This is a genomic window from Streptomyces sp. SGAir0957 (assembly GCF_043523415.1).
This window is the reverse complement of the sequence record NZ_CP027293.1, coordinates 6,932,190-6,957,658: the sequence shown is the minus strand read 5'-3', so window position 1 is coordinate 6,957,658 and position 25,469 is coordinate 6,932,190. Positions and strand designations below refer to the sequence as shown.

Below are 25,469 nucleotides of genomic sequence, written 5' to 3'. Positions count from 1 at the left end.
GGTACGTCACGCCGCCTCCGTGCGGTCGGCCGCCATGCCCGCCGCGTCCAGCAGGGCCGTGCCGACGATGAGGTCGGCGCCGCCGAACTCCTCGTCGTCGAGTTCGGTGCCGTCGTCCACGGCGAAGAGCAGTTTGCCCTCGCCCTGACGGTAGGCGGTACCGACGGGCGGGCTCGCCGCGTGGACCGCCAACAGGGCCACCAGGTACGGGAGTTCGGGGTCGCGCTTCCGGGCTTCGGCGAGGAGGCCCGACAGGCGGCGCGGCGCGTCCGCCGGCAGGTCGAGCAGTTCCTTGGCGCTCGCGAGCTGCTCCTCGCTGAACCGGCTGTCGTCCGGGGTGGCGATGAGGTCGGGCTCGGGCATCTCGACGCCGAGGTGCTCCCGCTCCTGCGGCGGGGTCAGCAGTATGTCGACCAGGTCGCCGACGCGTACGGAGACGGGGGTGCGCAGTCCGGTGCCGCGCGCGAAGAACGCGTCGGTCACCTTGCGGGCGTCCTGCACCGGGAGCGGCAGCAGCGGTGCGACGAGCTGCCCGTACAGGTCGAGGCCCGCGCGCGCGGAGGGCGTCGCGAACGCCTGCCGGTCCTGCTCGGCGCGGAACAGCGGCCCGGCCTCCAGGAGGCGGGACTGGAGCTGCGTGTGGCGGCGGATGCAGTCCTTGACGATGTCGACGAGCTCGGCGGCGCGGCGCTTCTGCTCCGGGTCCTCGGACTCGTCGCGGGCCTTGCGGATGTTCGTCAGGATCGCGTTCTCGTGGCGGTAGCGGTCGGCGACGTGGTCGAGCGCCTCGGCGATCATGTCGGGGACGGCCTTCAGCCAGTCGACGGCGCGCACATTGCGGCGTGTGGCGTCGAGCGCCCTGCGCAGCGTCTCGGAGTACTGGACGGTCCGGTACCGCGCCTGTTCGGCGGCGAGCTGGGCGTCGGCGAGCCGGCCGCGGCTGATCAGCACCTCCAGCTTCACCTCGGCGGCGATCTGGGCGCTGGTGACATCGGTGTCGAGGGCGCCGACGAGCACATTGACGGCCTCGTCGGTGGTGCGGAGGTAGACGCTGCCGCCGGGCCCCGGCACCTCCTCGATCAGCTTGAAGTCGTAGTCGCGGCGCACGTAGGAGCCGTCCGTCGCGAACGTGCCGTACACGGCGCGGAAGCCGCGGTCGACCGAGCCGACATTGATCAGGTTCTCCAGGACCCAGCGGGCCACGCGCTCGTGCTCGGCGCCGGGTCGCTGGGGTGCCTGGGCGGCGATGCGGGGCACCAGGCGGGCCACTATCTGCTCGTGGTCGGCGCCCGTGTCGAAGTCCATGTTGAGCGTGACGAGGTCGATCGCGCTGAGTGCGACCTCGGCCATGCCGTACGTCGAGTACTCGCCCGCGAGGTTCGCCTTGCGCACGTCGAGATCGTGCAGCGGCGCGGTGCAGGCGAGCGCGCGGAGCCGCCGCGCGAGCCCCTCGTCGGCGGCCGGCCCGGGTGCCGGGCGCGGCCCCGCGCTGAGCTGGGGCGGAACGGATTCCGTGGTGGCAGGCGAAGTCACGGAGCACAGACTAGGCGCTGGGTCTGACAACGGTCGAAACGACGCAGATGCGACGGTGGTCCGGGGCGGCTACCGGTCCGCCGTGACCCGTTGCCCGTACACCTCGACGAGGCCGTCGCGGGAGTCGTCGAGGTAGGCGGCGAGGAGCGCCTCGGCGTCGTCCCCGCGGCCCTCCCGGAGCGTCTCGACGATCTGGACGTTGCGGGCGAGGTAGGGCTCGTGGAGGCGGCGCGGGTCGTCCACGACGTGGAAGGCGAGGCGGAGTTCGGCCAGGACGCTGCGCATCAGCTCGTCGGTGCGCTCGCTCCGTGCGAGGGCGACGAGCTCGCGGTGGAAGTGGATGTTGGCGGTCGAGACGCCTTTCCACTCACGCGCCTTGGCGGCGCGCTGCCCGTCGGCGACGGCGGCGGCCACCCGGTCGAGGGCGTACGGAGGTTCGCCGAGGTTGCGCACGACGGCGCATTCGATCATGCGCCGGATCCGGTAGATGTCCTCGACGTCGTCGACGCTCAGGACGCGCACGAAGACGCCGCGGTTGAGCCGGTGTTCGAGGAGGCGTTCGTGCGTGAGCAGCCGGAACGCCTCGCGCAGGGTGTTGCGCGAGACGCCGAGAGCGCCGCCGATGCTGTCCTCCGAGAGCCGGGTGCCGGGCGGGAAGAAGCCGTCCGCTATGCGGCTCCTGAGGATGTCCGCGACGCGCTCGGCGGTGCTGGTGCGCCCGAGCAGCGGGCGGTCGTCGGCGAGTGCGTTCAGTTCTTCCGTGGCCACGGCCGAATTCAAGCGCAGATACAGGAACGAGACAACATGGGTATTGAGGGATCGTTCAACGATCCTCTACCTTGACGTCCAGAGGGGTCCCGGGACCGGGGCCTTTCGCGCGCTCTTCGCTCATCCCGTACGCACCGCCACGCACACACATCCACTGCGAGGTGCCCATGAGCACGACTCCACCGTCGCCAGGCGCGACCCTCCCCGACGGACAGCCCGCACCGGCCTCCGGACCCCAACCCGCCACCGACAGCGGCGCGTTCGGCTGGCTGCGCGCACTCGGCCCGCGCGGCCGCCGCGCCTTCGGCGGGGCTTTCGGGGGATATGCCCTCGATTCCTACGACTACTTCACGCTGCCGCTGAGCATGGTGGCGCTGGCCGCCTACTTCGGCCTGAGCAGCGGCCAGACCGGCCTGATCACCACGGTCACCCTGGTCGTCTCGGCGGTCGGCGGCGCGGCGGCAGGCGTCATCGCCGACCGGATCGGGCGCGTCAAAGCCCTGATGATCACGGTCCTCACGTACGCGGTCTTCACCGTGGCCTGCGGTTTCGCTCCCACCTACGAGGCACTGCTCGTCTTCCGCGCCCTGCAAGGGCTCGGGTTCGGCGGCGAGTGGGCGATCGGCGCGGTCCTCGTCGCCGAGTACGCCTCCGCGAAGCACCGGGGCCGCACGCTCGGCGCCGTCCAGAGCTCATGGGCGGTGGGCTGGGCCCTTGCCGCGATCGTCTACACGTTGGTCTTCCAGTTCCTCGACGCCGATCTGGCGTGGCGCGTCATGTTCTGGACGGGCGCGCTGCCCGCCCTCCTCGTCGTGTGGCTGCGCCGCCGCGTCCAGGACGCCCCGAGGGCGACACAGGAACGCGAGTGCGCGTCGGGCGCGCGCAAGGGCGCGCTCGCGCAGATCGCCGCGATCTTCGAGCCGGGCCTGCTGCGCACCACGCTCTTCGCGGTCCTCCTGTCGACGGGCGTCCAGGGCGGCTACTACACGCTCGCCACCTGGGTGCCCACCTACCTGAAGGACGACCGGGGGCTGACCGTGGTCGGCACCGGCGGCTACCTGTCGTTCCTCATCTCCGGCGCCTTCCTCGGCTATCTGACCGGCGGCCACCTCACCGACCGGCTCGGCAGGAAACGCAACATTGTGCTGTTTGCCGCGCTCTCCGCCGTGTGCATCGTGGCGTACACGAACATTCCGGACGGCGCGAACACCCTGCTCCTTGTGCTCGGTTTCCCGCTCGGCTTCTGCATGTCCGCCATCTTCAGCGGCTTCGGCTCCTTCCTCAGCGAGCTGTACCCGACGGCCGTACGCGGGACGGGACAAGGCTTCACGTACAACACGGGCCGCGCGATCGGCGCGGTCTTCCCCACCCTCGTCGGCTTCCTCGCCGACAGCTGGGGAGTGGGCGGCGCCCTGGTCTTCGGGGCCATCGGCTACGGCCTCGCGGTCCTGGCGCTGCTCGGACTGCCGGAGACGCGCGGAAGGGAACTGCTGTGAACACGGTGCACACGGACACGGTGAACGCCATCGACCGCACGGACACGCAACCGGCGTCCTGGTCACCCCCGCAGGCCCGCGCCCACTTCCGCGCGGGCGCGAGCGCCCCCACCGCGGGCTGGGCGCGCGGCCACACCCAGGCCAACCTCATCTCCGTACCGGCCGACTGGGCCTACGACATGCTGCTGTTCTGCCAGCGCAACCCGAAACCGTGCCCCGTCCTCGACGTCACGGACGCCGGTTCCTGGACGACACCGCTCGCGCCGGACGCGGACCTGCGCACCGACCTACCGCGCTACCGGGTGTGGCGGGACGGCGAGTTGGCGGACGAGCCGACCGATGTCGTCGACGTCTGGCGCGCGGACCTGGTGACGTTCCTGATCGGGTGCAGCTTCACCTTCGAGTGGGCGCTCGCCGGGGCCGGCGTGCCGCTGCGCCACATCGAGCAGGGCAGGAACGTGCCCATGTACGTCACCACGCGCGCGTGCCGCCCGGCCGGGCGGCTGCACGGCCCCATGGTCGTGTCGATGCGCCCGGTGCCGCAGCACGCCCTGGAGGCCGCTGTACGGGAGAGTTCCCTGATGCCCGCGGTGCACGGCGGGCCGGTCCATCTGGGGCCGCCCGGCGCCCTCGGCATCGACGACCTGGACGCACCCGACTTCGGGGACCCGGTGGACCGCGAGCCCGGGGACATCCCCGTGTTCTGGGCGTGCGGGGTGACGCCGCAGGCGGCGGTGATGGCGTCGCGGCCCCCGTTCGCGATCACGCACGCGCCGGGCCACATGTTCGTCACGGACACGCGGGACGAACAGCACCGGATCCTGTAGGCGCGGGCAGGCAGCCAGGCGCGGGCCGGAAGCCAGGCACCGTCAGGCAGCCAGGCACCGTCAAGCGGCCGCTTCCGGGCCGATCCTGGCGCGGACGGCGGTCTGCACCTCGGCCTCCTCGGCCGGATCCGCGGCAAGGCGGCGGAGCTGGTCGACCACGCGCGCGTCGCCGGTCTCCGCATGGCGGGCGGCGACCTCGCGGGTGGACTCCTCGCAGTCCCACAGGCACTCGACGGCGAACCCGGCCGCGAAGGAGGGGTCGGTGACGGCGAGGGCGCGGGCGGCGTGCCCACGCAGATGGGACGAGGCGGTCTCGCGGTAGATATGGCGCAGGACGGGGGCGGCGCAGGCGATGCCGAGCCGTCCGGCCCCGTCGACGAGCGGCCACAGGGCGGGGGCGTCGGGTCCGTCGCCGCGGACCGCCTCCCGCAGGGCCCAGAGCACGAGGTCGCTGTCCTGGGCGCCGCCCAGACAGGCGAGCATGCGGCCCGCGGCGGCGCCGAGCGCGTCGGGCCTGCGCGCCCAGCGGCGGGCGCGCTCCACGGCGGCGAGGCTGCGCATGCGCTCGAAGGAGTCGAGGGCGGCGTCCACCACCACGCGCGCGGGTGACTCGACGGCGGCCTCGACGAGATCGAGGACGTCGGGATCGTGCGCGTCGGCCAGGTAGCGCAGGGCGGTGCAGCGCGCCCCGTCATTGCCGTCCTGAGCGGCGCGGACGATCTGCGCGCGGTCCTCGGGCCCGGCGACGGCGGTCAGGCAGCGGGCGGCGGGCACGTACAGGACGGCCCCGCGCTCGAAGCCTTCCTGCGCCCAGTCGAAGACGGCCTGCACGCTCCAGCCGGGGCGCGGCCCCGAGGGCGTCAGCTGGCGCTGCCAGCGGTCGAACGACCCGGCTTCCTGGGCGGCACGCACGCGTGCGCCCACGTTCGGGCGCGGATCCTCGGCCCACAGCCGCCAGGGCCGCGGCTCGTAGGCGTCGCGGACGGCGGCGACGAGGTCGGCCTCGTCCTGCGCGGGGAACCGGGCGAGGACCGGCTCGGCGAGGGCGCGCAGACCCGCGTCGTCGTCGCGCAGGGCCAGCTCGTCCAGGGCCCAGGCCCAGTTCGAGCCGAAGGCGGCGTACCTGCGCAGCAGCTCCAGGGCGTCCCGCCTGCCGTACGAGGCGAGGTGGCCGAGGACCGCGAGGGCGAGCCCGGTGCGGTTCTCGTCCGTGTCGAGGACGTCGTCGGGGCCGAAGAGGTGCCGCTCGATCTCCCCGAGCTCGCCGTGGAGGTCGAGGTAGAGGCGGGCGTAGTAGAGGGAGCGGTTCTCCACCTGCCAGTCGTGGCGGGGGTCGCTCAGCACACAGTGATCGAGGGCGGCGAGGGCCTCGGCCCTCGGGGCCGTCAGCGCGTGCAGCGTGCCGTCACCGCGGCCCCGCTGCAACAGGCCGAGCAGCGTACCGCTGGGCGCTATGACCGGTTCGAACATGGGAAACAGCCTCACATCAAGCGTCGACGCAACCGGGGACCTGGAACTACCTGGCCACGCGACAACACGTCGGAGCGCCCGCCGTCTCTTGCTTGCTGTAGACCATCTCTCTGCCTCTCGTCCTAGGCCCGGTCGGGCCGATCACGGCCCGCGCGGTTCGTGGGCTTCACCTGCCCTGCCGTCGCGTCCGGAAATCACGTCGTCATCATGACCCAGCGGTTCTGCCCGCCGCGACCACATTTCCCGCACCCCCGTTTTGCCTGGTCAGACGCTGTGCGTCAGGAAGCTCCGAAGAGCTCGACGAGCTCCGCCTTGCCGAACATCCGGGCCGTGTCGACCGCCGAAGGGGTGCCCGCGGCCGGATCCGCGCCTCCGTCGAGCAGGGCGCGGATGACGCCCTCCTCGCCCTTGAAGACGGCGCCCGCGAGCGGGGTCTGGCCCTTGTCGTTGGCGCAGTTGGCGTCGGCCCCGCGCGCGAGGAGGGCGCGGACCGCGTCCGCGTGCCCGTGGTAGGCGGCCAGCATGACGAGCGTGTCGCCGCGGTCGTTCGTGAGGTTGGCCGGAACGCCCGCGTCCACATACTCCGCGAGCGCCTCGCTCTCGCCCCTCCGGGCGAGGTCGAAGATCTTGGTGGCCAGCTCCACGACCTCCGGGTCGGGGGCTTCGCTCATCGGCCGGACCGCCTTTCACATCTGTGCCGGTACGACCGTGCGGCCGTACGAGTGAATCGACAGAGTACTGCCCGGCGACGGCACATGAGCCGACCTCAGCGAGGCAAAGATCACCCCCAGTGCGGACGAGAGTCCGACGGCACGACGGGTCGAGGGAACCCTCCTGCTACCTGCCCAATGGGTGAATTCCAGCGAATTACACCCATTTGCACCTTTTGTCGTATAGATACATGCTGTGAGCCTGGAAGAACTCATGGTGACTGTCCCCATCAACCAGGAGAACCCTCATGATCCTCTCCATCTCGGGCGTCGTGCTGCTCGGCATCATCGTCTTCCTGTTCTTCCGCAAGGACGGCCTGAAGGCCTCGCACGCACTGGTCTGCGCCCTCCTCGGCTTCTACCTGGCGGGCACGGCCATCGCCCCGAGCATCAAGGCGGGCGGCGCGAGCCTCGCCAGCCTGCTCGGCGGGATCAAGTTCTGACGCCGTCCCCACCCGCACACACCCCCAGGAGACCGACGTGGCCAGGCGCCCTCTCCCCCGCATTCTGAGCAACGGCAGCGCCTCGATCGCCCGGAGCCGGGAAATGGCACGGACGGCCGCCGACGGCGCCACCGACGTCCTCCACCCCCTCATCACGATCACCCGTGGCCTGCGCCGGCTGGCAGCCGCCGGACGGCGCAAGTGGGTGGACACCCCCAAGGAACGGCGCAGCCCGCTGCTGTTCCTCGCGGGGGCGGTGGTCCTGGTCCTGGTGTTCCTCCCCTACGCGCCCCTGCTCGCCCTCATCTGCCTCATGGCGGTGGCCGCGTGGAAGGGCCGCGACCCCAAGCAGGCCGAACCCACCGGCCCCGACGAGTCGCAGGTCCAGCGGCTCTCCTCGCTCTACGAGGCGCTCGTGCCGTACTTCTCCGTCGCGGACGATCCCAGTCCCCTGTACGCGCACGGCGGCGAGTGGGAGAACGCGTTCGAGTCCTACGAGTTCGACGGCGACGGCCGCTTCGAGAGCCTCGCCATCCGCTACCCGGCCTACTTCACCGACGGCGAGCCCGAGTCCCGGGCCCGCATCGAACAACTGCTCAACGCGAAGCTGGGCCGGGGCCGCGAGTACCACTTCGGCTGGGACGAGGAGGGCAACCGGCTCACGGTGACGGTCCTCGCCCCGCTGCCCACCGACATCGCCGCCCAGCGCTTCGTCACGTCCCCCGGCGAGACGGTGCTCGGCTTCACCGACGAGACCGGCGTCCAGCGCACGCTCCCCGTCCAGGACGGCGACGGGCAGCGCGACGTGCCGCCCGTCATCTGGCGCACCGGCATCCGCTCCACCGAGCCGCACCTCCTCATCGTCGGCCAGCCCGGCACCGGCACGACCTCGCTCGTCCGCTCCGTCGCGCTCCAGGCCCTCCAGGACGGGGACGTCCTCGTCATCGAGGGCAGCGGCACCGGCGACTACGCGAGCCTCATCGGGCGGGCCGGCGTGCTCGCCGTCGAGTCCGGGCTCGCCGGGGCCCGCGCCACGCTCGAATGGGCCGCGCACGAGACCGAGCGGCGGCTCATCGCCGCGAACCGGGCCCGGCAGGCCGGGCACCCCGCGCCCGAGGACATCAAACGGCCCCTGTGGATCCTGCTCGACCGGCCCAGCGCCCTCGGCCACCTCGCGGCGGCGGACGGCCGTGACGATCCGCAGGCCCTGCTGCGGATTCCGCTGCGGCACGGGCGCGCGGCGGGCGTGACAGTCGTCGTCGCCGAACAGTTCGACAGCCTCGGCGGCCTCGACGAACACGTGGGCGCGCACACCCGCGCGCGCGTAGTGCTCGGCCCCGCCACCCCGGCGGAGCTCCTGGACGTGCTCGGCGCCCTCCCCCTCACCACCCCGACCGCCGACGCCCCTCCCGGCCGCGGCTACGCCCGCCTCGGCACCGGCCAGGTCCACCGCCTCCAGGTACCGGCCACGCCCGACCCGAACGACGACGCCACGAGCGACACCCACCGCCAGGCAGTCATCGCCCTCCTCCCGCACCACACCACCCCACGGGACGCGACACCCCCGACCCCCGACGCCTCAGCAGCCGAATCAATCCCGCCGGACGCGATCTCCCACGAGCCGACGAGAAACGCCCTGGCCGAACCGGGCCCCCCGGCCGACCCGACCAGGACGGGGTCCCCGGCCAACTCGACCGAGGCGGGGCCCCGGCGGAACACAGCGGCCGGGGCGGGGGCCGCGCAGGGTGGGACGGGCGGGGCGACAGCCGCACGGGGCGGGACGGGCGGGGCGCAGGCCCGGCAGAGCACGACGGTCGGGGCGGGGGCCTTGCAGGACACACCGGCTGGGGCGCAGGCCCCGCAGAGCACTTCGGCCCAAGCCCATGCCCAGGCCCCGAACGGCACGGCGGCCCAGGCCCCGAACGGCTCGGCGGCCCAGGCGCCGCAGGGCACTACGGCCCAGGCCCAAGCCCCGCACGGCACGGCGGGCCATGCCCAGGCCACGCAGAGCACGGCGGCCCAGAACCAAACCCCGCAGAGCACAGCGGCCCAGGCCGAGGCACCCCTGAGTACACGGGCCCGGGCCGAGCAGCCGCGGACCACCGGGGCCTACGCGCAGACACCAGAGAACCCTTCGGCCGAGGCCGCGTCTCCGCAGGGCACGACGGCCCAGACCGAGGCAGCCCGGGGCACCCGCGCCCTGGCGGGGCAGCCCCAGAACAGAGGGGCCCAGACGGAGCCGCCGCAGAACACACCAGCCCAAGTCGCGCAGCCCCAGAGCGCGCCGGCCCAGGCTCAGCAGCCGGAGAGCACGCCAGCCCAAACTCCGGCACTCCAGAACACACGGGCCCAGGACCAGCGGGCTCAGAGCGAGCCGAGCCGGACCCAGGCACCCGAGAGCACACCGCCCCAGGCCGACCCGCCGCAGCACGCACCGGCTCAGGCACCTCAGAAGACTCCGGCTCAAGACCAGCAGCCTCAGGCCAAGCCGGCCGAGGCCCAAGCACCCGAGAACACACCGCCGCAGGCCGAGCCGCCTGAGACCGGGACCCCGGCGGTCACGCCCGAGCCGCCCGAGACCCCGTTGATCCGTCCCGAGCCGCCCACGGCTCAGCCGCTCGCGGCGGAGCCGCCCCAGACCCCGCCGGCTCAGCCCGAGCCGCCCCAGATCCCGCCGCGCCCGTCCCAGCCGCCCCGGCACACGCCGATCCAGGCCAAGGCGCCCGGGGGCGAGATCGTCCAGAGTGAACCGTTGGAGGCCAAGCCGAGCCCGGCGGAGTCCGCCTCGACCGAGCCCACCCCGACTGAGACCGCTCCGACGCGGCCTACTCCGGCGGAGACCGCACCTACGGACGCTGATCCGACGGAGGCTGATCCGACGGAGGCTGATCCGACGGAGGCCATCCCGCGGGAGGCCGAGGCGCTCGCGGAGCGGTAGCACCGCCGGGGGCGGAAGAACGTCGCAAGGCACGCCACTGGAAGGGCGCCCGCTCAGCACCCGGTCGCGGGGGAGGCGCCGCCACGGGGACGGACTCGTCGCGCGGCACCCCGCCGGGAACGCCGCACCGGCCCCCAGCCCCGGGAGGGGCCGCCAAAGGGACACCCCCTCACCCGCCCCCACACCCGGGGCACCCGCCCCGCACCCGGCCACGGCCACGGGTAGACGCCGCCAAGGAGACGCCCCCGCCCCCGGCCACGCCGCCCCACCCCCACCCCGCTCAACCGAACAGCCGCGTCACGACCTCACGCGATGAGGGTCCGGGGGACCTCCGCCCCGGCACCCCGCCCCTCCCGAACCACCCGTGCCGCCGTGGCCAAGCGGAGCGCCGCTTCTTCGGCCACCGCGCCGCTCACGGTGAACGGAAGGCGGACGTAACCCTCGAAGGCGCCGTCGACGCCGAAGCGGGGGCCCGAGGGGACGCGGACGCCGAGGCGTTCGCCGACCTCGGCGAGGCGGGAGCCGGAGAGGCCGCCGGCCTTCACCCACAGGGTCAGCCCGCCTGCGGGGACGTCGAACTCCCAGGTGGGCAGGGTCTGGCGGAGCGCCCCGACGAGCGCGTCCCGGTTCTCCCGTGCCTGGTCGCGGCGCAGCCGCACGGCCGATTCCCAGCCTCCGGTGCTGAGCAGCCAGTTGACCGCGAGCTGTTCGAGCACGGGCGTGCCCAGATCGGCGTACGCGCGCGCGGCGACGAGGCTGCGGATGACGTCCGGCGCGGCCCGCACCCAGCCGATCCGCATCCCGGCCCAGAACGCCTTGCTCGCGGAGCCGACGGTGATCACGGTCGAACCGGCCGGGTCGAACGCGCAGACGCGGCGCGGCATCTCCTGATCCTCGTCGAGCCGCAGCTCCGTCATGGTCTCGTCGACGACGAGCACCGTGCCGGCCGAGCGGGCCGCGTCGACCAGCGAGCGGCGCTGTTCCTCGTCGGCGAGGGCGCCCGTCGGGTTGTGGAAGTCGGCGACGACGTAGGCGAGCCGGGGCGCGGCGTCGCGCAGCACCTGCCGCCACCGGTCGAGGTCCCAGCCGCGGAGGCCGTCCGCCATGGCGACGGGGACGAGCCGCAGGCCCGCCTCGCGCATGAGCTGGAGGATGTTGGCGTAGCTGGGCGATTCGACGGCGACTCGTTCGCCCCGGCCGGCGAAGAGGTGGCAGATCGCGTCGATGGCGCCCATCGCGCCGGTGGTGACCATGATCTGTTCGGGCATGGTCGGGATGCCGTGGCCCGTGTACCGCTCGGCGATCATGGTGCGCAGGGCGGGCAGCCCGGCCGGATAGTCGCCGTGGGTGTGCGCGTACGGCGGCAACTCCTCCAGGGCGCCCTGCACCGCGCGCGTGAGCCACGGTTCGGGCGCGGGCAGCGCCGCCGTGCCGAGGTCGATCATCGAGCCGAGCGCTTCAGGCGGCAGGGGTTCGAGGCCGCGCGCAGGCAGCGGATTGCCCGCGGGGACGGCCGTCCAACTGCCCGCTCCCCTGCGGGACTCGAGGAACCCTTCGCCGCGCAGCGCCTCGTAGGCGGCCGCGACCGTGGTGCGGCTCACCGAGAGCGCCTGGGCCAGTTCGCGTTCGGCGGGCAGTCTCGCGGCGACGGGGACGCGGCCTTCCAGGACGAGCAGCCGGATGCCGTCGGCGAGCGCGCGGTAGGCGGGCGGGCGACGGGTGCCGGGCCCGGCCGGACGGGGTTGCTGCGAGGTGAGCAACCGGGCAAGCTGCACCGATCCGATCGCCGAAGTCCACTGAGCCATACGAATCAGTCCACCTTTCCGGAATTGGCCATGGCCGACCTCTGCCCAGGAGCCACAGAGTGTCACGCATCAGGCCACGCCCACCACCCGGGGGACCCCTTGTCCACACCGTCCGGACCGACAACACCGCCCACACCGGCCACACCGTCCACCGCCGCGCCCGCGCCCGCCCCTCACCCGCACGCCCACCCCCACCCCCACCCTCCCCGCCGCCACCTCCCCCGCCGCCTCGTCCAGCTCTACGCCGGACTCGCCCTGTACGGCGCCAGCTCGGCGCTCCTCGTCGAGGCGGGGCTCGGCCTGGAGCCCTGGGGGGTGCTGCACCAAGGGCTCGCGGAGCGCACCGGCATCTCCATCGGCGTCGTGTCGATCATCATCGGCGCGATCGTCCTGCTCCTGTGGATCCCGTTGCGCCAGCGCCCCGGCCTCGGCACGGTCTCGAACGTCTTCGTCGTCGGCCTCGCCATGGACGCCACCCTCGCCGTCGTGCCGGACGTACGCGCCTACGCGGTGCGCGTCCCGCTGATGGTGGTGGCGATCGTGCTCAACGGGGTCGCGACCGGCCTCTACATCGCGGCCAGGTTCGGCCCGGGACCGCGCGACGGGCTGATGACCGGCCTGCACCGGCGCACGGGCCGGTCGATCCGCCTGATGCGCACCGCCGTCGAGGTGACGGTCGTGGCCACCGGCTTCCTGCTGGGCGGCACGATCGGCGTGGGCACGGTCGTGTACGCCCTCGCGATCGGCCCGCTCGCCCAGTTCTTCCTCCGGGTCCTCGCCGTACCGGGCCCGCCCGCCGACGCGACCGTGGTGGCACGCGCGCCCGCGCGCAAGGCGATACTTCGACGGTGACCCACCCCGTACGCCACCACCGGCTCCACCCCTACCTCGACCATCCGGGACCGCTCCCCTTCGCGCATCGCGGCGGGGCGGCGGACGGCCTGGAGAACACCGTCGCCGCGTTCCGCCGCGCGGTCGGCCTCGGCTACCGCTACATCGAGACGGACGTGCACGCCACGGCCGACGGACAGCTCGTGGCGTTCCATGACGCGACGCTCGACCGGGTCACCGACGGCAGCGGCCGGATCGCCGACCTGCCCTGGGACGACGTGCGCCACGCGCGCGTGGCGGGCAGCGAACCGGTGCCGCTCTTCGCGGAGCTCCTGGAGACCTTCCCCGAGGTGCGCTGGAACGTCGACGTCAAGGCGGAGCCCGCGCTGCTCCCCCTTATCGATCTGATCGAGCGCACGCGCGCGTGGGACCGCGTCTGCGTCGGTTCGTTCTCGGAGGCGAGGGTCGCCAGGGCGCAGGCGCTGGCCGGGCCGCGCCTCGCCACGTCGTACGGCACGAAGGGCGTCCTGGGCCTGCGCCTGCGCTCGTACGGCCTGCCCTTCCCGCTGCGCGGCACGGCCGTGTGCGCGCAGGTGCCGGTCGGGCAGTACGGGGTCCGGGTGGTGGACCGGCGCTTCGTGCGGGCGGCCCACGCGCGCGGGCTGCAGGTCCACGTGTGGACGGTCAACGACGAGGACGAGATGCGACGGCTTCTCGACCTCGGGGTCGATGGCATAGTTTCCGATCACATCGAGACGCTGCGCGACGTCCTCAAGGACCGGGGCACCTGGGCCTGAGGCCCGCCGCGCGGCGCCGGACCACGGGGAACGCAAGGGGACACGGGTGGGCACCGACACCGCGCGGGAGACGGCGAGCGGGGCCAGTGCCCTCGCCGACCGCAGGCGCGAACAGCGCGGCTGGTACGTCTACGACTGGGCCTGTTCGGTCTATTCGACGAGCGTCCTGACCGTGTTCCTGGGCCCGTACCTCACCTCGGTGGCGAAGGCGGCGGCCGACGCGGACGGCTTCGTGCACCCGCTGGGCATCCCGGTCCGGGCCGGTTCCTTCTTTGCGTACACCGTCTCCCTGTCGGTGATCCTCGCGCTCTTCGTGATGCCGCTGGCGGGCGCGGCGGCCGACCGTACGGGCCGCAAGAAGCCGCTGCTCGCCGCCTCGGCCTACCTGGGCGCGGCGGCGACGGCCGGCATGTTCTTCCTGTCCGGCGACCGCTACCTGCTCGGCGGCGCGCTGCTGGTGATCGCGAACGCCTCCCTGGCCGTCTCGATGGTGCTCTACAACAGCTATCTGCCGCAGATCGCGCCACCGGAGGAGCGCGACGCGGTCTCCTCGCGCGGCTGGGCCCTCGGTTACGCGTCGGGCGCCCTGGTGCTGCTGGCGAACCTGTGGCTGTACACGGCGCACGACACCTTCGGTGTCTCGGAGTCGACAGCGGTGCGGATCTGTCTGGCGTCGGCCGGTGTGTGGTGGGGTGCGTTCACCGTGGTCCCCCTACGCCGTCTGCGCGACCGGCGTACGCCGCCCGGCCCGGACCGTACGGCGCCGGGGTTCCGCCACTTCGTCGCGACGGTCAAGGACATGCGCCGCTACCCGCTGACGCTCTCCTTCCTGCTCGCGTACCTCGTCTACAACGACGGCGTGCAGACGGTGATCTCGCAGGCGTCCGTCTACGGCTCCGAGGAGCTGGGGCTCGGGCAGTCGACGCTCATCGTCGCCGTGCTGCTCGTGCAGGTCCTCGCGGTGGCCGGGGCGCTCGGCATGGGCCGCCTCGCGCGCGCGTACGGGTCGAAGTACACGATCCTGGGCTCGCTCGTGGCCTGGACGGTGACGATCGGGGCGGGGTACTTCCTGCCGCCGGAGTCACCGGTGTGGTTCTTCGCCCTGGCGGTCGGCATCGGACTGGTGCTCGGGGGTACTCAGGCCCTGTCACGGTCTCTGTTCTCGCATCTCGTGCCGGCCGGGAAGGAGGCGGAGTACTTCTCCGCGTACGAGATGAGCGACCGGGGCATGAGCTGGCTGGGGCCCCTGGTGTTCGGGGTCGCGTACCAGCTGACCGGGAGCTACAGGGACGCGATCGTGTCCCTGGTGGTCTTCTTCCTGGTCGGTTTCGCCCTGCTCGCGCGCGTTCCGGTGCGGCAGGCGGTGCGCGACGCGGGCAATCCCGAACCCGACCAGATTTAGCACCTGAAGGCAAAGGCCGGTAGTGTACGCGGTTGGCCTGCCAGGCGTACCGTTACTGCACGTCAAGATTGCCAGACGCTAGGTGACATCTGGTGTCAGATGTGACAAACCGGGCGTTGGTGGGTACAACAAGGGGCGGCTACGACGGCGACGCATGTCCCGGAACGGGAATCTTTACCGCCGACCGGACGTTGACCGGATGACGACGACAGCGACACCTGTCCTGTGGGCGACAAGCCCGGGAGGCACGATTCATGAGTGAGCGAGCTCTTCGCGGAACGCGCCTCGTAGTGACGAGCTACGAGACGGACCGCGGTATCGACCTGGCTCCGCGCCAGGCCGTGGAGTACGCATGCGAGAAGGGACATCGCTTTGAGATGCCCTTCTCGGTGGAGGCCGAGATCCCGCCGGAGTGGGAGTGCAAGGTCTGCGGGGCCCAGGCACTTCTCGTTGACGGCGACGGTCCTGAGGAGAAGAAGGCGAAGCCGGCCCGTACACATTGGGACATGCTGATGGAGCGGCGCACCCGCGAGGAGCTCGAAGAGGTCCTCGAGGAGCGTCTGGCGGTCCTGCGTTCGGGCGCGATGAACATCGCGGTCCACCCGCGGGACAGCCGCAAGTCGGCCTGACCCCAGGGTTCACGGTAAGACGCAAGACGGCCGGGGCCGGACACACTCTGTGTGTCCGGCCCCGGCCGTTTCCATGGTCCCAGCGCCCTCGACGGCCGGTCCCAGCGCCGTCGACGGCCGGTCCCCACGCCTAGGACGGCTGGTCCCCGCGCTTACGCGACGGTCGGCCCCGCGCTTACGACGGCATGATCGGCGGGCGCTGTTGCGAGCCGTCCGGGCCGTGCGACGGCTTCTCGTCGTCCCGGACCACCTCGCCCTGGATCACGGTGCCGGTGCCGCCGGCCGGGCCGCCGCCGCGCCGCTCTTGGAAGGCGCCGCCGAACGCGCCCAGGGAGGCCGCGCTCATCTTCCGCTCGATGGTCCGCTCCGTATAGCGGCTGAGCGCCGCACGGACCGGCGGCACGAGCAGCAGCAGGCCGAGGGCGTCCGAGATCAGACCGGGGATCATCAGGAACAGACCGGCGAGCATCAGCAGCCCGTTGCCCTGTGAACGCTGCTCGCCCGCCTCGACGGAGCCCGGCCGCTGCTGACGCTGGAGCGTCTCACTGAGGTTCTGGAAGGCGCGCCGCCCCGCCGCCTTGATCACGGCGGCGCCGAGCACGAAGCCGCCCACCAGGAGCAGGAACAGCGTGAAGCCGCCGACGGCGCCCGCCACCACCGTCAGCAGCCAGATCTCCAGGACCACCCACGCGGCGACGGCGAGCGGCAGGAGCGTGCGGACCCGGGAGCGCCGGGCGCCGGTGGACTGGTTGCTGGACGGTGTGCCTGTGGTCATGCTCCCAGTGTGCCTGGGGGCCCGTCCGAGTGGCGTAAGCAGGAACTGAGCGGAGGACGGGCGTAAGCAGAGGTGAGCGGAGGACGCGGGGACGCCGCTCAGGACCGGGCGGAGGGCCCTGAGGGGCCTGAGGGGCCCTCGGAGGAGCGGCCGAGCATCTTGCCCACCCGGGCGCCCACGCCCCACGTGGTGACCCTCCACAGGGCCTCCACGACGATGTCCTTGCTCATCTTGGAGTCGCCCAGCTCGCGCTCGACGAACGTGATGGGGACCTCGACCACGTGATAGCCGGCCTGGACGGCGCGGCGGGCGAGGTCGACCTGGAAGCAGTAGCCCTGCGAGGCCACGTCGCCGAGGCCGAGCCCCTCCAGGGTCTCGCGGCGGAAGGCGCGGAAGCCGCCGGTGACGTCGCGGATCGGCACGTCGAGCAGGAGCCGGGAGTAGGTGGAGCCGCCGCGGGAGAGGAACTCGCGGGACTTGGGCCAGTTGACGACCCGTCCGCCCGGCACCCAGCGCGAACCGAGCACCAGATCGGCGCCCTTGAGCGCGGTCAGCAGCCGGGGCAGTTCCTCGGGCTGGTGGGAGCCGTCGGCGTCCATCTCGATGAGGACGCCGTACCCCTGCTCCATGCCCCAGGCGAACCCGGCGAGGTACGCGGCGCCGAGGCCCTCCTTGCCGGTGCGGTGCAGGACGTGGACCTGGTCGTCGTCGGCGGCCAGTTCGTCCGCGAGCTTGCCCGTGCCGTCGGGGCTGTTGTCGTCGGCGACCAGTACGTGGGCGTCGGGCACCGCGGCCCGGACCCGCCCGACGATGGCCGTGATGTTCTCCGCCTCGTCATAGGTCGGAATGATCACCAAAGCCGTACCGAGAGGGCCGAACTCGCGCCCACCGCCGTCGCTCACAGATTCCCCTTAGGACTACACGCAGAACTTCAGTGCGCTTCCTCACCGCACAAGGGGACCTACCTTAGCGAGCACCGCAGGTCGGGCCGACACTGCGGATCGGGGCCGGGCGTCCTTCGGGCCGACCTGGGGCCCGCTGGCTGCGGGTCGACCGAGAGCCGTTGTCTACTGAACGCCCGGGCCCCACCCGGGTCGCACCTCGCCGGCCGGCCGGAACGTTCCAGCGCCCCGTGGCGCGGGCGCCGGACTGCGTTCTACCACCGCGTAGTCTGCGCGGCCGTACGAAAGGTGGTGGACTTGGCCGAACCTACCCGCCCCCTGCGGCGGTCTGTCAACAGCCGTCCCACCTGCACCTCTTTGTGAAGACGGCTGGTCAGGGCCGAGGATGCGCAGGTCTGCGGGGACGGCGGGCGCCCGGGACGGGCCGCGCGCCGCCCCGGTATCTCACTCGTCCGGCCCTACGAAGACCGGCTGTCCGAAGACCACCGTCCGCAGACAGACGGGGAGTTGGGCGCCCGGCGACAGGTCGGGCAGCCCCGGCGTGCCGGAGCGCGGGTCGGTGGACCAGCGGGCCACCCGGTCGTCGGGGGCCTGCACGACCAGCTCGTCGGTGCGCCAGACGGCGTAGTCCGCGGGGGCGCCCGGGACGAGGATCCCGGCGTCGTCGCGGCCCACGGCGCGCCAGCCCCCGCGCGTGTGGGCGGTGAACGCGGCCCGTACCGAGACCCGGTGCTCGGGCGTGCGGTGGAAGGCGGCGGCGCGGACCGTGCCCCACGGATCGAGCGGGGTCACCGGGCTGTCGGAGCCGAAGGCGAGCGGCACCCCGGCGCGCAGCAGGGCCGCGAACGGGTTGAGGGTGCGCGCCCGTTCGGCGCCGAGGCGGTCGGCGTACATGCCGTCCTCGCCGCCCCACAGCGCGTCGAAGGCGGGCTGCACGGACGCGGTGAGACCGAACTCGGCGAAGGCCGCGACGGATTCGGGGGTCAGCATCTCGGCGTGCTCGACACGGTGCCGGGCGGCGCGCACGCGCGCGAGGCCGACTTTCTCGGCGGCGGCCCTCATGCCGTCGACGACCGCGGTGACGGCGGCGTCGCCGATGGCATGGAACCCGGCCTGGAGGCCCGCCTCGGTGCAGGCGGCGACGTGCGCGGCGACGTCGGCGGCGCTCAGGTACGCGGTGCCGGTGTGGCCGGCGTCGGCGTAGGGCGCGTGCAGGCAGGCCGTGTGCGAGCCGAGGGCGCCGTCCACGAAGAGGTCACCGGCCGCGCCGAGGGCGCCGAGGGCGCGGGCGCGCTCGATGTCGCGGTCGGCCCAGTACCCGGCGACGCGCGGGCCCGGCTCGGAGCGGGCGAGGTCGAGCAGCCCGGTGAAGTCGTCCTCGGAGGAGATGTCGGGGCCGCCGCACTCGTGGATCGAGCCGATGCCGAGGGACGCGGCGCGGCGCAGGGCGGCGCGCTGCGCCTCGGTGCGCTGCTGCGGACCGACGGCGCCGAGGGCGGCGGCGCGGACCGCGTGGTGGGCGTCGCGCGTCAGGGGCCCGTCGGGCGCGAACCCGGCCCGGTCCCGGACGCCGGGGACCAGGTCGAGCAGGGCGGTGCTGACAGCCGCGGAGTGCACGTCGATGCGGGTGAGGTAGAGCGGGCGGCCGCCGGCGGCCTCGTCGAGCTCCGTGCGCGAGGGCGGGCGGGTGTCGGGCCAGCGGGCGGCGTCCCAGCCGTGGCCGAGCAGCACCCGGTCGGTGGGGCGGGCCGCGGCGTACTCCCGTACGAGGGTGAGGGCCTCCTCGCGGGAGCGGGCGGCCGTGAGGTCGAGCCCGGTGAGGGCGAGTCCGGTGGCGGTGGTGTGGACGTGGGCGTCGGTGAACGCCGGGGTGACCAGGGCGCCGTCGAGGTCGATCACCTCGTCCACGCCGTCCGCGAACGCGTCCGCCGCGCCTTCCGAACCGACCCAGGCGACGTGTCCGGCCTCCACCACCATCGCGGTGGCGAAGGGGTCGGCGGGGCTGTGGACCTCGCCGCGCCGGAGGAGAACGGTACGGGTGCTGGGGGGCGTGCTCATGGGGGACAGTCTCCCGCGCGGGCGAGCACGCGCGCGTGCCGGGGTCCTTTTTGTCGGCCCTGGGCGTGCTGCGCCATAGATGCACGGCCCGCGTGTGCCTCAGCTACACGTCCGGCGTGTGCCTCAGATGCGGGGCGGGCGCGCCTCAGATGCGGGGCGGGCGCGCCTCGTACGGCGTCGAGAGGACGACGGTCGTGCGCGTGGAGACGCCGGCGAGGGAGCGCACGCGCGCGAGCAGGTTCTCCAGTTCGTGCGGTGTCTCGACCCGGACCTTGAGGATGTAGTTCTCGTCCCCGGCCACGCTGTGGCACGCCTCGATCTCGGGGACGCCCGCGAGCCGTTCGGCGATGTCGTCGGGGGCGCTCGGGTCGAACGGCTTCACCGAGATGAACGCGGTCAGCGGAAGGCCCACCGCCTCGGGGTCGACGACCGCGGCGTACCCGCGGATCACGCCGCGCTGCTCCAGGCGGCGCACCCGCTGGTGCACGGCCGACGTGGACAGGCCCGTGGCCTTGCCCAGGTCGGTGTAGCTCATCCGCCCGTCCTTGACGAGCAGCTGCACGATCTGTCGGTCGAGCTCCTCCATGCGGCAGAACCTACAGGCACGTGATCGCCCCGGATACCTCGGAGCCGTGCGACCGGCCCTGTGCGGCCCCTTCGCCTACCGCGCCCCGGGCACACCCAACCGGCATGTGACGAAGACCACACAGTTCGGACCGTGTCCTCGCACGGGAAGCGATTACCGCGTGGGCGGGGAGGGAAGTGCTTGCTGTGGTCGTGGCCGCGGTTCCTGGTCGGCCCACCCGAGGGGGAGATTCCCATGCAGAACGTGAAGCGTCCCGGACGCCCCGCATCCCGTCAGCGCAAGCGCACGGTCGTCGAGCCGCAGCCGGAGGGCGTCGAACCCGACGTCTTCGACGAGGAGGCCGCCGACACCGCCGTCGAGGCCGACGCCTACGACACGTTCGAGATGTACCGGGTCCTGTGCCCGGACTGCGCGCAGCCCATCGCACTCCTCGCGGACGAGGACGTCCTGCCGGAGCACGCGCTGTGCGCCTCGCCCTGGAACCCGTTCGGACTCACCGTCTGCGCGGGCACCGGGCGTTCGGCCGCCGAGGCGCGGCCCGCCGACGAACTGATCGGCGCTCAGGAGCAGGACACCGCCCTGCTGCTCACGCTCCCTCAGGGGCTCGACTGGCGCATGCAGCCGTTCTCGCACGTGGGCGGGCCCGGCTCGCGGCCGCTGCGGATGCCGTTCCAGCCGAACCGCCGGGCCGCGGCCTGAGCCGCGCCCACCCCTTTATCTGAACCTGTTCCAGTACCTGCCCTGCACCATGGCCCGCAGGCTGCCGTGGTGCAGGATCAGTGTGTCCGGATCGCCGGGCACGACGGCCTCGCCGAAGTGGATCTGGCGATAAGCGACGCGGAGCATCACGATCGCGTGCCGCAGCGCCGCGTACAGCGTGTAGAAGTCCATGTCGCGCGGGGTGCGGCCGGTGAGTTCGGCGTAGCGCGCCTCGACGTGGTCGCGGCGCAGGAACCCGGGCAGTCCGCGCTGGCCGAAGCTCTCGGTCAGGTCCTGGAAGAAGCGGTGCAGATAGATGGTCCAGCCGAGGTCCACCTCGCGCGGGGCGAGCGCCGCCATCTCCCAGTCGAGGACGGCGACCGGGGTGAAACCGTCGTAGACGATGTTGCCGATGCGGGCATCGCCCCAGGTGAACACCGGCTCGCCCTCCTCGCGCGGCCACAGCGTCTCGAGCCGCTCGAAGGCGCTCTCGATGAGGGGTGAGCGCGCGAGGCCGTCGACGACCCAGGCGTAGTAGGCGCGTTGATCCTCGACGTGCCTGCGCAGCGGGGTGCCGTCGCCCGGCAGGGCGAGGAAGTCCGCCTCGGCCGCGGGCACGCCGTCGTGCAGCCGGGCGAGCAGTTCGATGCTGGCGTCCTCCAGGCGGGCGCGCTCGTCGTCGGTGGCCGCGTGCAGCCAGTTTCCCTCGTACGTGTAGGGCATCACGTCGGGCGGGACGCGCCCGGTGACGCGTTCCATCACGAAGAACGGCGCGCCGAGCGGCCCCGGGTCCTCCTCGAGCCACAGCACGCGCGGCACCGGCAGTTGGGCGCGGTCGGCGGCGAGCCGCATCGTCCGGTACTGGCGCTCCATGTCGTACACCGGGAAGACCGTGTACGCCGACGGGTCCGCGGCCAGCCGCAGCGCGCACGCCCTGACCGGGGGCCGGGGATGCTCGATCTCGAACAGCAGGGTCTCGCTGGACATGCCGTTGGAGGCGGGGACGGCGACGTCCACCGCCTTGGCGCCCGGCAGGCGGCGGCCGAGCCAGGCGGTGAGACGGCGGGCGATCTCCTCGGGGTCACGCGTGGAGGTACGGGGGCGCGGGGTGCCGGCCATGACCGGACTCCCTCCGAAGACGAAGACGAAAATGAACGCGGAGGCGAAGACGAAGACGAACGCGGAGGCGGGGGCGGAGACGGAGGCAGAGGCAGAGGCGATAGGACGGGGCTCAAGAGCGGCCCGGCGCCACCGAGTCGAACCCGGTGAAGCCGCTCGGGTCGTGGCGGCCGAAGCTGCCGTGCTCGAAGATGCCGTGGCCGACGCGCCCGTCGAGGGTGAAGCGGGCGGCGTGGTCGGTCACCCCGAAGGCGGCGCGCGGGTGGGCCGCCAGGTCGGAGAGGTCGTAGGCGCGGCGGTCGGTCCAGTCGCGGCCCTGCCAGGTGCCGTGCTGCCAGTCGTCGGCGGGCGGGTAGCCCGCGCCCAGGGCCAGGGGCGAGGAGGTGAGGATCTCCACCCCGAGTTCGAGTGGTTTGCGCTCGGCCGGGTCGACGAGGTGGACGACCGCGCCGCGCGGCCGTCGGGTGCCGGGGTGGTAGCCGATGTCGACGCGGGGCCAGCCGAGTTGCAGGTCGCGGTGGCCTTCGCGGACGAGGGTGGCGTCGTTGAGGGTGCGGTACCCGTCGGCGTCCTCCTGCACCACCACCATCAGGAACCGGTCCTCGAAGCGGACCGGCGCCCACACCCAGTGGAACCCCTCGGTGGGATGCTCGGCGGCGAGCCGGCCGCCCTCCTCGCCGGGCACGGGCCGCACGCCCCAGCTGCGGTCGCGGGTTCCGGTCCAGCCGCGTACCTCGATCTCGCGCTTGCCGATCCGCAGCCATCCGTCGCACTGTCCGGCCTGTACGAACCGCTTGCCCTCCAGGGTGAGCCGGGCGCCGCGGCGCTGGGTGTGGTGCGGTTCCCAGAGCGCGGGGAAGCCGGCGTGCCAGCCGATCTCGTAGGCGAGCGCGTCCGGGTCCCCGGGGTCGGCGGCGCACATCAGAAGGAAGTCCTTCAGCGGCCGCTCGACGAGGATCCGCAGCGGGCCGACCTCCATCCGCATCCGGGTCTCGTCGCCAAGCGCGTCCGAGGCGCGGACGGCGTGCAGGGTCTCCCCGTGGCGGAGGGTGGCGTACGCGTCGATCACCCCGAGGTTGGGGTACACCCCGAGTCCCAGGATGAGCAGGAACTCGCCCGTGGGGTCCACGAGATGGAAGATGCACCGGTCGTAGGCGTTGCGGTCACCGGTGGCGACGTGCTTCATCGAGAGCGGCACTTGATGGACCGGGTACTCGTCGAGGGCGACGGGACGGTCGTCCTGAGCCATGCGTCCTCCTCCGGAGGTTCGGCACCCGGAGGTTCGGCGCCGACACCTGAAACCTGGGATCGCGGAACTGACAGCGCACAGAACTGACGGTACGTCAGGTATCGCGCGGGAGGGTAGGTGTGCGGCGACAGTCCCCGCCCCGCCCCCGGGCCTCGGTGATCCCGCGAACGGACGCCCTATTGCCGGTGCCGGTGACCCGTGGCGGCGGCCGCGCGTTGGTCCGGCATGACCCCGACGCAGCCCCCCGCCCCCGCGCCCACCGGGCGGCGTAGGCGCGGCCTCTCGCCCGTCCCCGCCCCGCTCTTCGCAGAATCGGTTCACCAGGCGCCCCACACGGCCCCTGCGCCCCGCGCACCCCTGGCGCCTCACGCACCCCAGGACCCGCCCCTCTACCGCGCCCTCCTCGCCTCCTGGGCCGAGCGCGGGAGGACGCTCCCGGGGCAGTACGACCCCGAATGGGTGCGGCTCGCGGCGCCCACCGTGCGCACGGGACAGTTCAGCGACTTCCGGGCCTACTGAGTGGGCTCCGCCCAAGTGGGGGCGGCGGGCCACCAGTTGAAGAAGTGACGGAAATTGGTCCGGACCATTGACCGCACTGGTCTAGTCCTCCTACTGTCTGTTCCGTTCGGCGACACCACGCGTTCATGCCACCCCCCACCGTCGCCACTCCCCCCTCATGTCCCCCTCCCCCACGAGGAGACACCATGCGCATATCGAGACTTCCCCGCACGCCCCTCAAGGCCCTCGCCGCGGCCGCCTGTTCGGCCGTTCTCGGCGCGGGCCTGCTCGCCTCCGCGGGCAGTGCGGCCGCCCAGCCGGACACCGCCGCGCAGTCGAAGGCCGCCGCCGGTTCGAAGACCGCCGCCGGTTCGAAGGTCGTCGGATACTTCACCGAGTGGGGCGTCTACGACCGGAACTACCACGTCAAGAACATCGAGACGTCCGGCTCGGCCAACAAGCTCACGCACATCAACTACTCCTTCGGCAACGTCCAGGGCGGTAAGTGCACGATGGGCGACGCCTACGCGGCGACCGACAAGGCGTACACCGCCGACCAGTCGGTGGACGGCGTCGCCGACACCTGGGACCAGCCCCTGCGCGGCAACTTCAACCAGCTCCTGAAGCTGAAGAAGAAGCACCCGGACCTCAAGGTCCTCTGGTCCTTCGGCGGCTGGACCTGGTCCGGCGGGTTCACGGAGGCGGCGAAGAACCCGGCCGCGTTCGCCCAGTCCTGCTACGACCTCGTCGAGAACTCCAAGTGGGCCGACGTCTTCGACGGCATCGACATCGACTGGGAGTACCCCAACGCCTGCGGCCTGACCTGCGACACCAGCGGCCGCGACGCGTACAAGAACCTCATGGCGGCGCTCCGCGCCAAGTTCGGCGGCGACTACCTGCTGACCTCCGCCATCCCGGCCGACGCCTCCGAAGGCGGCAAGCTGGACGCCACCGACTACGCGGGCGCCGCCCAGTACGTCGACTGGTACAACCCGATGACGTACGACTACTTCGGCGCGTGGGACGCCCAGGGCCCGACCGCCCCGCACTCCCCGCTGAAGGCGTACGACGGCATCCCGAAGGACGGGTACAACACCGACGCCACCATCGCCAAGCTGAAGGCCGCGGGCGTGCCCGCCTCGAAGCTGCTGCTCGGCATCGGCTTCTACGGGCGCGGCTGGACCGGCGTCACCCAGGACGCCCCCGGCGGCACGGCGAGCGGCCCCGCCGCGGGCAAGTACGAGCCCGGCATCGACGACTACAAGGAGCTGGTGACCAAGTGCCCCGCGACGGGCACGGTCGGCGGCACCGCGTACGCGCACTGCGGCAACGACTGGTGGAGCTACGACACCCCGCAGACCATCGCGGGGAAGATGGACTACAAGAACCAGCAGGGCCTCGGCGGCACGTTCCTGTGGGAGCTGTCCGGCGACACGGCGAACGGTGAGCTGATCAAGGCTGTCAGCTAGCCACCGCGCGGTTCCCGTACGTCACGAGGGGCGGGTCCCGGTCTTCCGGGGCCCGCCCCTCGCGGCTGTCGTCGCGGCGGTCACATCAGTCCTGCCTGTGTGACGAACATCGCGAGCACGACCACCAAGGTCCAGCCCATGAGGTGCTCGAGGATCTTCGGGCCGTCCTCCTGCGGGCCGCCCGTGCGGGTGCGCGCGGCGGCGGGGGCCTGGGGGGCCACGGAGGCGGCTACGGAGCTTGCGGTCATGGGGGTCTCACTCACTCGGTTCGTGGGCGGTGCGCTCACCAGCTGTGTGCTCACCATCGGTGCGCTCACCAGCTGTGTGCTCACCATCGGTGCGCTGACCAGCGGCGCGCTCACCACCGGTGCGTAAACCACCTTGCCACCGGAATGTCGCTTTGCGTCCGTAACCTTGGTCACGCCCGGCGCCCGCCCCTGCCGCGCACAACCGGTCCGTGGTGTC

General features: G+C 72.7%; 23 protein-coding genes and 1 pseudogene. 12 read left to right on the top strand and 12 right to left on the bottom strand.

Annotated elements, in window-relative coordinates; genetic code table 11:
• Positions 1-6: 6 nt before the first annotated feature.
• Positions 7-1,533, bottom strand: coding sequence for a hypothetical protein (locus C1N81_RS36405; protein WP_394435635.1), 1,527 nt, complete (start codon positions 1,531-1,533; stop codon positions 7-9).
• Between the two features lie 69 nt (positions 1,534-1,602).
• Positions 1,603-2,301, bottom strand: a complete 699-nt coding sequence (locus C1N81_RS36400) for a GntR family transcriptional regulator (protein ID WP_394435633.1) — start codon at positions 2,299-2,301, stop codon at positions 1,603-1,605.
• A 167-nt stretch (positions 2,302-2,468) separates the two neighbouring features.
• Here C1N81_RS36400 and C1N81_RS36395 point away from each other — a divergent pair, with 167 nt between their 5' ends.
• Positions 2,469-3,797, top strand: coding sequence for an MFS transporter (locus tag C1N81_RS36395; RefSeq protein WP_394435632.1), 1,329 nt, complete (start codon positions 2,469-2,471; stop codon positions 3,795-3,797).
• A 5-nt stretch (positions 3,798-3,802) separates the two neighbouring features.
• On the top strand, positions 3,803-4,624 hold the full coding sequence (locus tag C1N81_RS36390) for a putative hydro-lyase (RefSeq protein WP_394438466.1): 822 nt from the start codon (positions 3,803-3,805) through the stop codon (positions 4,622-4,624).
• A gap of 60 nt (positions 4,625-4,684) precedes the next feature.
• On the opposite strand, the gene C1N81_RS36385 is transcribed toward C1N81_RS36390, so the two are convergent.
• Together C1N81_RS36385 and C1N81_RS36380 are read right to left on the bottom strand one after the other, a co-directional pair.
• Positions 4,685-6,094: a HEAT repeat domain-containing protein gene (locus tag C1N81_RS36385; protein WP_394435631.1), complete on the bottom strand. Its 1,410-nt coding sequence runs from the start codon at positions 6,092-6,094 to the stop codon at positions 4,685-4,687.
• Between the two features lie 278 nt (positions 6,095-6,372).
• On the bottom strand, positions 6,373-6,765 hold the full coding sequence (locus C1N81_RS36380; protein ID WP_394435629.1) for an ankyrin repeat domain-containing protein: 393 nt from the start codon (positions 6,763-6,765) through the stop codon (positions 6,373-6,375).
• A gap of 287 nt (positions 6,766-7,052) precedes the next feature.
• Here C1N81_RS36380 and C1N81_RS36375 point away from each other — a divergent pair, with 287 nt between their 5' ends.
• Both C1N81_RS36375 and C1N81_RS36370 read left to right on the top strand, forming a co-directional pair.
• Complete coding sequence (locus C1N81_RS36375) at positions 7,053-7,247, top strand: hypothetical protein (protein WP_324767692.1); 195 nt, start codon at positions 7,053-7,055, stop codon at positions 7,245-7,247.
• A gap of 37 nt (positions 7,248-7,284) precedes the next feature.
• A pseudogene (locus C1N81_RS36370) lies at positions 7,285-8,841 on the top strand (hypothetical protein); the annotation flags it as partial.
• 1,649 nt (positions 8,842-10,490) lie between these two features.
• On the opposite strand, the gene C1N81_RS36365 reads toward C1N81_RS36370, so the two are convergent.
• Positions 10,491-11,990, bottom strand: coding sequence for an SCO1417 family PLP biosynthesis transcription factor (locus C1N81_RS36365; protein WP_394435627.1), 1,500 nt, complete (start codon positions 11,988-11,990; stop codon positions 10,491-10,493).
• Between the two features lie 255 nt (positions 11,991-12,245).
• On the opposite strand from C1N81_RS36365, the gene C1N81_RS36360 reads away from it, so the two are divergent.
• The 4 genes from C1N81_RS36360 to C1N81_RS36345 all read left to right on the top strand — a co-directional run bounded on the left by C1N81_RS36360 (position 12,246) and on the right by C1N81_RS36345 (position 15,649).
• On the top strand, positions 12,246-12,842 hold the full coding sequence (locus C1N81_RS36360) for a membrane protein YczE (protein ID WP_394438464.1): 597 nt from the start codon (positions 12,246-12,248) through the stop codon (positions 12,840-12,842).
• Positions 12,839-13,618: a glycerophosphodiester phosphodiesterase gene (locus C1N81_RS36355; RefSeq protein WP_394435625.1), complete on the top strand. Its 780-nt coding sequence runs from the start codon at positions 12,839-12,841 to the stop codon at positions 13,616-13,618. Before C1N81_RS36360 ends, C1N81_RS36355 begins: the two co-directional genes overlap by 4 nt.
• Before the next feature lie 46 nt (positions 13,619-13,664).
• Entirely contained in the window at positions 13,665-15,020 is a 1,356-nt protein-coding gene (locus C1N81_RS36350) for an MFS transporter (RefSeq protein ID WP_394435624.1), read from the top strand.
• Between the two features lie 254 nt (positions 15,021-15,274).
• Complete coding sequence (locus C1N81_RS36345; RefSeq protein WP_003977404.1) at positions 15,275-15,649, top strand: RNA polymerase-binding protein RbpA; 375 nt, start codon at positions 15,275-15,277, stop codon at positions 15,647-15,649.
• A gap of 175 nt (positions 15,650-15,824) precedes the next feature.
• On the opposite strand, the gene fxsA is transcribed toward C1N81_RS36345, so the two are convergent.
• The 4 genes from fxsA to C1N81_RS36325 form a co-directional block, all read right to left on the bottom strand.
• Positions 15,825-16,424 (bottom strand): FxsA family membrane protein, encoded by a 600-nt coding sequence (gene fxsA / locus C1N81_RS36340; RefSeq protein ID WP_394435622.1) that lies wholly within the window; start codon positions 16,422-16,424, stop codon positions 15,825-15,827.
• Between the two features lie 98 nt (positions 16,425-16,522).
• Positions 16,523-17,326 (bottom strand): polyprenol monophosphomannose synthase, encoded by an 804-nt coding sequence (locus C1N81_RS36335; protein ID WP_394435621.1) that lies wholly within the window; start codon positions 17,324-17,326, stop codon positions 16,523-16,525.
• 444 nt (positions 17,327-17,770) lie between these two features.
• Positions 17,771-19,384, bottom strand: a complete 1,614-nt coding sequence (locus tag C1N81_RS36330; protein WP_394435620.1) for an amidohydrolase — start codon at positions 19,382-19,384, stop codon at positions 17,771-17,773.
• A 145-nt stretch (positions 19,385-19,529) separates the two neighbouring features.
• Positions 19,530-19,970: an Lrp/AsnC family transcriptional regulator gene (locus C1N81_RS36325; protein WP_018534770.1), complete on the bottom strand. Its 441-nt coding sequence runs from the start codon at positions 19,968-19,970 to the stop codon at positions 19,530-19,532.
• Positions 19,971-20,204: 234 nt separating this feature from the next.
• On the opposite strand from C1N81_RS36325, the gene C1N81_RS36320 reads away from it, so the two are divergent.
• On the top strand, positions 20,205-20,669 hold the full coding sequence (locus C1N81_RS36320) for a hypothetical protein (RefSeq protein WP_394435619.1): 465 nt from the start codon (positions 20,205-20,207) through the stop codon (positions 20,667-20,669).
• A gap of 15 nt (positions 20,670-20,684) precedes the next feature.
• On the opposite strand, the gene C1N81_RS36315 is transcribed toward C1N81_RS36320, so the two are convergent.
• Positions 20,685-21,788: a phosphotransferase family protein gene (locus tag C1N81_RS36315; RefSeq protein ID WP_394435618.1), complete on the bottom strand. Its 1,104-nt coding sequence runs from the start codon at positions 21,786-21,788 to the stop codon at positions 20,685-20,687.
• 112 nt (positions 21,789-21,900) lie between these two features.
• Positions 21,901-23,037, bottom strand: a complete 1,137-nt coding sequence (locus tag C1N81_RS36310) for a hypothetical protein (RefSeq protein WP_394435617.1) — start codon at positions 23,035-23,037, stop codon at positions 21,901-21,903.
• 225 nt (positions 23,038-23,262) lie between these two features.
• Here C1N81_RS36310 and C1N81_RS36305 point away from each other — a divergent pair, with 225 nt between their 5' ends.
• Both C1N81_RS36305 and C1N81_RS36300 read left to right on the top strand, forming a co-directional pair.
• Positions 23,263-23,556 (top strand): hypothetical protein, encoded by a 294-nt coding sequence (locus C1N81_RS36305; protein WP_394435616.1) that lies wholly within the window; start codon positions 23,263-23,265, stop codon positions 23,554-23,556.
• Positions 23,557-23,741: 185 nt separating this feature from the next.
• The gene (locus tag C1N81_RS36300; protein WP_394435615.1) at positions 23,742-25,004 is read left to right on the top strand and encodes a glycoside hydrolase family 18 protein; all 1,263 of its coding nucleotides are present in this window, start codon (positions 23,742-23,744) and stop codon (positions 25,002-25,004) included.
• An 80-nt stretch (positions 25,005-25,084) separates the two neighbouring features.
• On the opposite strand, the gene C1N81_RS36295 is transcribed toward C1N81_RS36300, so the two are convergent.
• Complete coding sequence (locus C1N81_RS36295; protein ID WP_394435614.1) at positions 25,085-25,252, bottom strand: SCO1431 family membrane protein; 168 nt, start codon at positions 25,250-25,252, stop codon at positions 25,085-25,087.
• Between C1N81_RS36295 and C1N81_RS36290 the strand changes: the two genes are divergently transcribed.
• Positions 25,251-25,379, top strand: coding sequence for a hypothetical protein (locus C1N81_RS36290; protein WP_394435612.1), 129 nt, complete (start codon positions 25,251-25,253; stop codon positions 25,377-25,379). The genes C1N81_RS36295 and C1N81_RS36290 overlap by 2 nt on opposite strands.
• Positions 25,380-25,469: the final 90 nt, after the last annotated feature.

Excerpts from the sequence above, each read along its gene's own strand:
- C1N81_RS36395 (WP_394435632.1), top strand. The coding sequence starts at position 2,469 with ATGAGCACGACTCCACCGTCGCCAGGCGCGACCCTCCCCGACGGACAG.
- C1N81_RS36385 (WP_394435631.1), bottom strand. The coding sequence starts at position 6,094 with ATGTTCGAACCGGTCATAGCGCCCAGCGGTACGCTGCTCGGCCTGTTG.
- C1N81_RS36380 (WP_394435629.1), bottom strand. The coding sequence starts at position 6,765 with ATGAGCGAAGCCCCCGACCCGGAGGTCGTGGAGCTGGCCACCAAGATC.
- C1N81_RS36375 (WP_324767692.1), top strand. The coding sequence starts at position 7,053 with ATGATCCTCTCCATCTCGGGCGTCGTGCTGCTCGGCATCATCGTCTTC.
- C1N81_RS36365 (WP_394435627.1), bottom strand. The coding sequence starts at position 11,990 with ATGGCTCAGTGGACTTCGGCGATCGGATCGGTGCAGCTTGCCCGGTTG.
- C1N81_RS36345 (WP_003977404.1), top strand. The coding sequence starts at position 15,275 with ATGAGTGAGCGAGCTCTTCGCGGAACGCGCCTCGTAGTGACGAGCTAC.
- fxsA (WP_394435622.1), bottom strand. The coding sequence starts at position 16,424 with ATGACCACAGGCACACCGTCCAGCAACCAGTCCACCGGCGCCCGGCGC.
- C1N81_RS36330 (WP_394435620.1), bottom strand. The coding sequence starts at position 19,384 with ATGAGCACGCCCCCCAGCACCCGTACCGTTCTCCTCCGGCGCGGCGAG.
- C1N81_RS36325 (WP_018534770.1), bottom strand. The coding sequence starts at position 19,970 with ATGGAGGAGCTCGACCGACAGATCGTGCAGCTGCTCGTCAAGGACGGG.
- C1N81_RS36320 (WP_394435619.1), top strand. The coding sequence starts at position 20,205 with ATGCAGAACGTGAAGCGTCCCGGACGCCCCGCATCCCGTCAGCGCAAG.
- C1N81_RS36315 (WP_394435618.1), bottom strand. The coding sequence starts at position 21,788 with ATGGCCGGCACCCCGCGCCCCCGTACCTCCACGCGTGACCCCGAGGAG.
- C1N81_RS36310 (WP_394435617.1), bottom strand. The coding sequence starts at position 23,037 with ATGGCTCAGGACGACCGTCCCGTCGCCCTCGACGAGTACCCGGTCCAT.
- C1N81_RS36305 (WP_394435616.1), top strand. The coding sequence starts at position 23,263 with ATGACCCCGACGCAGCCCCCCGCCCCCGCGCCCACCGGGCGGCGTAGG.
- C1N81_RS36300 (WP_394435615.1), top strand. The coding sequence starts at position 23,742 with ATGCGCATATCGAGACTTCCCCGCACGCCCCTCAAGGCCCTCGCCGCG.
- C1N81_RS36290 (WP_394435612.1), top strand. The coding sequence starts at position 25,251 with ATGGGGGTCTCACTCACTCGGTTCGTGGGCGGTGCGCTCACCAGCTGT.
- C1N81_RS36295 (WP_394435614.1), bottom strand. The coding sequence starts at position 25,252 with ATGACCGCAAGCTCCGTAGCCGCCTCCGTGGCCCCCCAGGCCCCCGCC.